This is a genomic window from Vibrio sp. MOR3 (assembly GCF_001557775.1).
In the GTDB taxonomy this organism is placed as follows: domain Bacteria; phylum Pseudomonadota; class Gammaproteobacteria; order Enterobacterales; family Vibrionaceae; genus Vibrio; species Vibrio jasicida.
Genome location: NZ_LNRD01000009.1, coordinates 222,425 through 230,896, shown reverse-complemented (window position 1 = coordinate 230,896; position 8,472 = coordinate 222,425). Strand labels below are relative to the sequence as shown.

Annotated in this window: 9 protein-coding genes; 3 read left to right on the top strand and 6 right to left on the bottom strand. The window is 43.2% G+C overall.

The genetic code is table 11. The annotated features are described in order from the left end of the window. Nucleotides 1–167 precede the first annotated feature (167 nt). Together ATB76_RS17905 and ATB76_RS28245 are read right to left on the bottom strand one after the other, a co-directional pair. Complete coding sequence (locus ATB76_RS17905; protein WP_061035835.1) at nt 168–1,313, bottom strand: patatin-like phospholipase family protein; 1,146 nt, start codon at nt 1,311–1,313, stop codon at nt 168–170. 22 nt (nt 1,314–1,335) lie between these two features. Continuing rightward, nucleotides 1,336–1,428: a YnhF family membrane protein gene (locus ATB76_RS28245; protein WP_005444835.1), complete on the bottom strand. Its 93-nt coding sequence runs from the start codon at nt 1,426–1,428 to the stop codon at nt 1,336–1,338. Nucleotides 1,429–1,555: 127 nt separating this feature from the next. Here ATB76_RS28245 and ATB76_RS17900 point away from each other — a divergent pair, with 127 nt between their 5' ends. The 3 genes from ATB76_RS17900 to ATB76_RS28240 all read left to right on the top strand — a co-directional run bounded on the left by ATB76_RS17900 (nt 1,556) and on the right by ATB76_RS28240 (nt 4,168). After that, nucleotides 1,556–2,146 (top strand): outer membrane beta-barrel protein, encoded by a 591-nt coding sequence (locus ATB76_RS17900; protein ID WP_038881634.1) that lies wholly within the window; start codon nt 1,556–1,558, stop codon nt 2,144–2,146. 466 nt (nt 2,147–2,612) lie between these two features. Beyond that, a complete protein-coding gene (locus ATB76_RS17895; RefSeq protein ID WP_038869467.1) occupies nt 2,613–4,073 on the top strand; it encodes a sodium-dependent transporter in 1,461 nt (486 codons plus the stop codon). Beyond that, nucleotides 4,073–4,168 (top strand): MetS family NSS transporter small subunit, encoded by a 96-nt coding sequence (locus ATB76_RS28240; RefSeq protein WP_095760653.1) that lies wholly within the window; start codon nt 4,073–4,075, stop codon nt 4,166–4,168. The genes ATB76_RS17895 and ATB76_RS28240 overlap by 1 nt, the downstream gene beginning before the upstream one ends. Before the next feature lie 58 nt (nt 4,169–4,226). Here ATB76_RS28240 and ATB76_RS17890 read toward each other — a convergent pair whose 3' ends face one another. From ATB76_RS17890 to ATB76_RS17875, 4 genes are all read right to left on the bottom strand, one after another. Then, on the bottom strand, nt 4,227–4,628 hold the full coding sequence (locus ATB76_RS17890; RefSeq protein ID WP_038869518.1) for a hypothetical protein: 402 nt from the start codon (nt 4,626–4,628) through the stop codon (nt 4,227–4,229). 231 nt (nt 4,629–4,859) lie between these two features. Further along, on the bottom strand, nt 4,860–6,290 hold the full coding sequence (gene ptsG, locus ATB76_RS17885) for a PTS glucose transporter subunit IIBC (protein WP_038869464.1): 1,431 nt from the start codon (nt 6,288–6,290) through the stop codon (nt 4,860–4,862). Between the two features lie 445 nt (nt 6,291–6,735). Then, on the bottom strand, nt 6,736–7,503 hold the full coding sequence (locus ATB76_RS17880) for a YchF/TatD family DNA exonuclease (RefSeq protein WP_061035834.1): 768 nt from the start codon (nt 7,501–7,503) through the stop codon (nt 6,736–6,738). Then, nucleotides 7,494–8,456 (bottom strand): DNA polymerase III subunit delta', encoded by a 963-nt coding sequence (locus tag ATB76_RS17875; protein WP_038869460.1) that lies wholly within the window; start codon nt 8,454–8,456, stop codon nt 7,494–7,496. Before ATB76_RS17875 ends, ATB76_RS17880 begins: the two co-directional genes overlap by 10 nt. Between the last annotated feature and the right edge of the window lie 16 nt (nt 8,457–8,472).

Sequence of the window (8,472 nt, the reverse complement as noted above, 5' to 3'; positions counted from 1 at the left end):
TTAGCGTCTGAGTGTGTCATCTTAGTGTTTCAGTAAGGATTACTAAGTGATCAGATCACACACACTTGAAAGAGTTCAAAAAAAATCCCCAAGCTACAAGCTTGGGGATTTGTGTATAAGAGACAGCCAACTGGAGCCTTTTCTTTTATCTAATTACGGATTCAAACCTAAGCGGTCTCTCGGCCATCTACGTTTAACTTATCATAGAGCTGAATTAGGTTAAAACCCGCTTGTAGTCCGAGTTGGTAGTCATGCTCTAGCGCTTCTGGGTCACTAAGTAGAGAAGAGGATTGGAGTTCTTCTTTAGGAGCCAACTGGAGGATAAAGGTATCATCCGGTGGTGCAGACAAGAAAGCTTGTGTCAGTTCGAACGTTTGATAGTGAATCATCAACATATCTGCCAGCCCAGAGTCGAAGTTCTCCCCGATCAAATGACTCAAACGATACAAATTGTCCGCCCCAAACAACCAACGTCCGCCATTCAGCAGTTTGTGGCCAGTTAACTTAGAGTCATGAGCGACATTGATTTTTTGTTGAAGGAAGTCACTCCAATCATCTTTCCATTGAGTAACTTTTTGTTGCCAAGATTCTTGTACTGAATTAATAGATTCTCGATACCACTCAACGCCACCATCACCAATCTCACTTTGCGCTTTAGCTTCTGATTCAGAAAAAGGCTCGGTACGAATCACAATAATATTACGTGCATTTTGTCGCCATGCTTCTTGCACTGGGATAGACGCAGATACACCTCCATCCACAAACTGCTGACCATTAATACTCACGGGGCTTTGGTACAATTTTGGTATGGCGCACGTCGCTACCATGGTATTAACCCAATTTTGGCTCAAAATCGGCAGGTATTGATCTGAGAGAGTGTCGGCGTTAGTAACCGCTGCGAAGGCGTTACGGGCTCCTAACACACTTTTACCCATATCTAAGTCAAGTTTGTAAGGGTAATCCTGAATCCGCTCTAAGGCCCATTCTAGCCCCAAATACTGCTTTTTACGGATGTAGCGGAAGAGATTGAAGAATTCGTCAGATGTCGTGAGGTCAGTAATGAAAGCTTTCCCCATTCCGTGTTGTCGGCAGAGATAAGCACAGAGGTTAAGCGCGCCGGCTGAAGTTCCATAGAACTCATCAAACGGGTCGAAATTGGAAAGAAGAAATGCATCCAATACACCAGCGGTAAAAATCCCTCTCTGCCCTCCACCTTGTGCGACAAGGGCAGTTTTGCCATTTCTAAAGCGCTCGTAAACATCTACATCAAGCTCTGCATGGCTGTCGGTGATTATACCGCTGTTACGTATCATAGGCGTGATGCCAGTATGTTAGTTAAGCCGTAGTAATCGCAATAATGCCAAAAGACAGTAAAACTGCGAACACCGTGACGACAATGAGTAGGGCGGATTTTAGATCGTGTTCCATAGACACCTCCTTTAGTTGTAACAAATTAATAACACCAGTGTGAATTATGTTCAAGAATTGCCTAATTTAGTCGCACGATTTTGACTAAGGCATCACAATTAGCTTAGTCATAATAAGGAGATAGCAAATGAACTATAAAATTGGCTGGCTAGTTGGGAGTATCTTATTGAGCAGTTCTATGGCTGCTCAAGCAAACGTTATCGTTACTCCCTACGTCGGCTTTACAGGGGGCGGAAAAGTAGAGGATGAAAACAGCCGCACCTACGATTTAGACCCTTCCATCAATTATGCGATATCCGTAGAAACACCTTTCGAGATGGGTCGTATTGGTTTTTTCTATTCAAACCAATCCTCAGAACTACAAGACATCAATAATTCCGCAGATATTCACTATCTCCAATTTCAAAGCAGTATTTACTACCCTCTTTCTCAAGGATGGCAAACCTATGTTGGCTTGGGATTAGGAGCCTCTTATGCCGATGTTGATTGGGTTAATGACAAATACGGGTTTTCTGGCAGTGCTTTCGCCGGTCTTGAATACGAATTCTCGAAAACCTTTGCGATGACAGCTCAGATCCGTTGGTTGGGCACTGTTGTCGATAACGACACATCAGGAGCCTGCGTCCTACCGACTGACGGTTCATCTTGTATTATCAAGTTTGAAACCGATTGGATGAACCAATTCCAGTCAAATATTGGTTTTACCTTCCGCTTCTAACACGTCGTTTTAACGTAATATCTTCTATAGGGTGTCATCAATACAGACAGACACCCTATAAAACAAAAACAGTTTATTAGACCAAGATCACATTGATAAATTAGATATTTATTTCAAAAATAACCACTAGTTACCGATCGTATGCCCTACAAAAACACCATTTAACAATATTTAAACCACATAAAATCCTGCCATTAACATTTAGAATCTATTGCGCTAAATAATGTAAAAAGTTAGTCTAACTACAGAAAGCAGAAGAATATTTCAGCTTTTACAAACACACATCAAAATACTAAGCATTTAATTCTAATTCTTTGCAGGCATTGCAAAGTAAAACACCAGAATTTTGTAACAATTCGGAATTAAGGACAAAAACTGATGGATAACAGTTGTCCTTTCTTCTACTGGTTTTTTTCATAATGCCTGAAAGAGCTTCATTCCTTAGGGAGTTGTACAGGAGTCAAATATGAAGCGAGAACAATGGGGATCCCGTGCGGGATTCATTTTAGCCGCAGTCGGTTCAGCCATCGGTTTGGGTAACATCTGGCGTTTCCCTTATATGGCTTATGAGAATGGTGGCGGTGCCTTTTTTATTCCTTACCTTTTCGCCATGATCACAGCAGGTATTCCATTCATGATCCTAGAGTTCAGTATGGGTCAAAAGTACCGTGGTTCTGCGCCAAAAACACTCGCGAAGATCCACTCTAAGTTTGAGTGGTTAGGTTGGTTTCAGGTGGGTGTTGCTGCAGTTATCGCAGTCTATTACGTTGCCGTTATTGGTTGGGCAATTTCTTATTTTGGTATGTCGTTTACTCAAAGTTGGGGCTCAGATACGAATGCATTCTTCTTTAGTGAATACCTAAAGCTTGGTGATAATTCACCAACGGATTTAGGCAGTATTCAATGGAAGATCGCAGTATCTATGTTGATTGCTTGGGCGATTACCTACACAGCCATTGTGAGCGGTGTTAAATCGGGTATTGAACGCGCTTCTAAGATCATGATGCCTATTTTGTTTGTTATGGTGATCTTCTTGATTGGCCGCATGATTTTCCTACCTGGTGCGCTAGATGGTGTGAACTACATGTTCGAGCCTGATTTCAGCAAAATTTGGGATGTGAAGGTATGGGCTGCGGCTTATGGTCAAATCTTCTTCACGTTGAGCATTGGCTTTGCGATCATGCTGGCGTACTCAAGCTACCTACCAGAGAAATCGGACATCACCAATAACGCCTTTATGACGGTATTGATCAACTGTGGCTTCTCAATTCTATCGGGTATCATGATTTTCTCGGTGTTGGGTTATATGGCGCAAGAGCAAGGCAAACCACTCACTGAAGTTGTATCTGCAGGTGTTGGATTGGCATTTGTGACATTACCTGCGGCAATTAACTTATTACCAGCACCATACATTCTTGGCCCGCTGTTCTTCTTTGCTTTGGTTGTTGCTGGTTTAAGCTCGCACATTTCGATCATGGAGGCAGTCACTTCAGCGGTTATCGACAAGCTAAAATGGAGTCGTAAAAAAGCCGCTAACGTCGTAATTGGTGCGGGATTTGTTGTCTCGATGGCATTCGCGACCAACGGCGGACTGCTTCTACTTGACCTTGTCGACCACTTCGCAAACAACGTTGGTATTATGGTTGGCGGCCTTGTAGAAATCGTTCTGATGGCTTGGTTATTGAAACAAGTGCCAGAAGTTCGCAATTACGTTAATGAACGCTCTGACTTCTCTATCGGTCAATGGTTTGAAATCTGTCTACGTTTCGTGACGCCTATCATGCTAGCGATTATCTTGGCAACAAAACTGTACGCGCTTCTAACAGAAGGCTACGGTGGCTACGACCTAACCCTAGGTTGGGCAATGATTGCTGCGCTATTCGTGTTTGGTGTATTAATTAACGTAATGAGCAAGGAGAAAGCGTAATGACGACAAGTGCAATCATCATGATGATTATCGGTCTGGGTATTACTTGGGGCGGAGCCGCAATTTGCATCAAACGTGCGATGAACAAGCAATAATCATAATTAGAAGTTAAAAAATAAAGTGCCGGCGACAAAGCCGGCATTTTTGTGTCTGTTAGAAATTATACTTGATACCAAGTGCCCCACCGATTTGTAGGTCAGGTCCTTTATAAAGCTCAAGTTCTGGGTGAATTTGAGCGTAGAGGTCCCAACCTTTAGATAAGTCCCAGTTCAAACCCAATGGAACACGGACACCAAATTCATCATCCCACTCATACCAACCACCAATACCGACGTACCAGGTCAGTGGCATGCTTTGATCGAACGTCCCGCGCTTCGCAATGTAGTCAAACGCCATCCCATCATTACCAATGATGCCGCGATACTTATCTTCAATTTCAATCACGACACTCAACTGCTGATCAACAGCCATACCCACAGAAAAATTCTTTGGTCCATCTGCAGCCATTACGGCGCTTGGCAATGCAGCTGCTGCCAACAAAATTAGTTTTTTCATCAACATCTCCCCCTCTAAAAAACAGCGTGCATAATTCAAACATAACACCATTTTATTTTGTCAGTAACGAGTAAGGATGACGTACGAATAAAGCTACAAAGGTAAGGCTGAGAAGAAGATCACGCACTGTGACTAAGAGAGAAAACAGTAACAATAGAAAAGAAAAAGGTAGACCAAAATTTACAGATCAAAAAAGGAGGCCGAAGCCTCCTTTTTTATGAATGACTGAGATTAGCCGTGGTTACGAATCCACTCATCCATTTCTGTTTTCAGGTTGTCAGACTTAGTACCGAAGATAGCCTGTACACCACCTGCAACAACTACAACACCAGCAGCGCCAAGTTGTTTTAGCTTGTCTTGGTCAACGGCTGCTGTATCAGCAACTGCTACACGTAGACGAGTGATACATGCGTCTAGACCTGTGATGTTAGCTTTACCGCCGAATGCAGCAACAAGCTCACCAGCCATGTCTGAACCAGTCGCAACCGCAGCAGTTTCTGTTTCATCTTCACGACCAGGAGTTTTTAGGTCAAGAGCAGTGATTACTGTGCGGAATACTACGTAGTAAATGACCGCGTAAACTAGACCAACAGCAACCATCAGACCCATCTTCTGAGCGTGGCCAGATAGAACTAGGAAGTCGATCAGACCGTGTGAGAATGATGTACCGTGTACGAAACCTAGAGTATTAGCAACAACGTATGCAGAACCAGCTAGTAGAGCGTGGATACCGTATAGTAGTGGAGCAACGAATAGGAATGAGAATTCGATTGGCTCAGTAATACCTGTTAGGAATGAAGTCAACGCAGCAGATGCCATGATACCCATTACTTTCGCACGGTTTTCAGGTTTAGCACAGTGAGCAATTGCGATTGCTGCAGCTGGTAGACCAAACATCTTGAACATGTAACCACCCGCTAGCTGACCGAAGCCATTACCAGCAGCACGAGATGCTTCATCAGCAACTAGGTAACAAGTTAGTACGCCGTTTTGAGTTTCGCCCGCAGCGTTCACACAAGTACCAGCTTCGAAGAAGAATGGTACGTTCCATACGTGGTGTAGACCGAATGGGATTAGAGAACGTTCAACAACACCGTAAATACCGAATGCTAGTTGTGGGTTCTGATGTGCAGCCCAGTCAGAGAATGCAGAGATTGCACCGCCGATTGGTGGCCATACGAAAGAAAGTACTACCGCAAGGAAAATCGCAGCAAAACCAGTGATGATTGGCACTGCACGCTTACCAGCGAAGAAACCAAGGTACTCTGGAAGTTGAATTTTGAAGAAACGGTTGAATGCCCAAGCAGCAACACCACCGACAAGGATACCACCTAGTACGCCTGTATCGATTTTTTCAACGCCCATGATGCCAGCCATAACGCCAAGCGTTGCTGTCATAATGCCGTAACCAACAATAGCAGCAAGACCTGCTACACCGTCGTTGTTTGTGAAGCCAAGTGCTACACCAACAGCAAATAGAAGTGCCATTTGGCCGAATACTGAACCACCAGCTTGTTCCATAAGATTCGAAACGATCTCTGGAATGAAGCTAAGGTGGGCAGCACCAACACCTAGTAGAATACCTGCGACTGGCAAAACTGATACTGGTAGCATCAGAGCTTTACCAACTTTTTGCAGGTTTGCAAAAAGGTTCTTAAACATGTTTATGCTCCTGATAAATTATAAGTATTATTTGGGCACTAACGGCACACCCCCGTAGCCTCAATGTTAGCACCCAATGAAAATGTAACCACACGTTGCATTATATTTTCCGGCTCTAAATATATATTGATGGCCCTCAAACTTTCCACACAGTTACGAAATTTAGTTTCAAAACAAGTCTCAGATCACACCGAAAAAGCGCTAATGAAAAGGTTTGCATTAAACTTATATTACTGTTTTATAAAGACTTTATTATCAACAGAATTAATTTTAAGGCGTAAATAAAATAAAGACTGATGTTATTTTTAGTAACAAAATTACATTTGAGGGATTTGAATGCGGTTAAATCAACAAATTTAGTAAACATTAAACTAAATGATCTTTTTGGCGTATTTCTAAACAAAAAAGGGGCTATTGCCCCTTTTTTACTACGCTTATTGATTTTTCATCGCAAAAAAAGATTTCGGAAGTTTTCGGTGGTTTTTTGCCCTACCTCTGTTAGCGAGCATCCTTTTAGCTGTGCGATATAGGCTGCAACTTCGACTACGTAAGCGGGTTGGTTCTCTTTTCCACGATGTGGCACGGGAGCTAAATACGGTGAGTCCGTCTCAATAAGTAGCTTTTCTAGCGGTAATGCTTTCACTACTTCCTTCAATTCTGTCGCTTGACGGAAAGTCACAATACCCGAAATTGAGATGTAGAACCCCAAATCCAACGCAGCTTCTGCAAATGGCAGATCTTCCGTAAAACAATGAATCACACCACCACATTTATCCGCTCCACCTTTACGTAGAATTTCTAATGTATCTTCACGAGCGTTACGAGTATGAATGATGAGTGGTTTATTTAGTTCTACCGCTAATTCAACTTGCTGCTCAAAACGCTCTTTTTGCAGTCCCGCTGTCTCTGGTTTGTAATGATAATCTAACCCCGTTTCACCAATCGCCACGACTTTCTCGTGAGAAGCATGACGATGCAGCGTCTCTAGTGAAAATGCACTTTCCACATCAAGTGGGTGCACACCACAAGACGCGTATACATTATCGTAAGGCGTGATCAGCTCTAACATCTTAGGGAAAGAGTCCAACGTCACACCGACCGATAGAAGTTCGGTTACGTTAGCTTGTTTTGCTTTGTTAATAACGTCTTCAACATTGATATGAAGATCGTCGTAATTCAACTTGTCTAAATGACAATGCGAATCTACGAACATAATGCCTCTCGTGATTCAATTAACCAGTTCATTGATAGTAGTTCAAGGTTCAAACCCGGAAAATTCTGGACCTGTGCTTTAAGCTCAAGGAGCTTTTTCGTTGATAGGTACAACCCATCATAATTATTTGTTGGGAACTTCGTCGCGCCAGGCAGTTGATCCACCTCGACAACGCCAAACTGAGCCTTCTGCGCATCTGTTAATAAATACCATGCCCAGCCCAACGCTTTATCAGGGTTCTTCGCAATCATAGTCGCGCACTGAAAAACATCCGATATCGGCGAAGATAGCGTGTCGATAAAACAGCGTTCAAACGTTTGATATTCATCTAACTCGCCACTTTTCACAGCTTCTAGGGTTTTTATTGGAGACCCCATATTCAACTTCAGCGCATAAGCAGGCACATTTGACTCGCCTTGCTCTTTAATCCAGTTCATTGCCTGTTCAGTCGAAGGGGATGCCACCACCCACTGCTGACAACGACTTTGAATCGTTGGCAGTAATCGCTCTTGATTGTGCGTGACAAGTAAGAACAAGCATTTGTGTCCTGGTTCTTCGAGTGTTTTTAACAAAGCATTAGATGCAGACTCATTCATTGCATCCGCAGGCTCGATAATAAACACACGATAGCCATTCAATTGAGAAGACTCATGAGCAAGACGATTACAGGCGCGAATCTGATCAACCGTAATAGCTTTGCCTTCTTTCTCTGGCCTTATCCAGTGTAAATCGGGATGGCTTTGAGACTTCACCAACTGACAGCTATGGCAAAAACCACAAGCTTCGCTGGCGTAGTTTTGGCACAACAAAGCATGACTGAAAACTTCCACGAGCTTATCCACGGCCAAACCTTTCTCACTTTGCAGCATCAAAGCGCCGGGAACCCGTTCGGAATCTAGGCTCGTTTTTAGGTTATCCCAAACTGGCTGTAACCATGGAAAATCATTCAACATGAATCACCTCAATCCA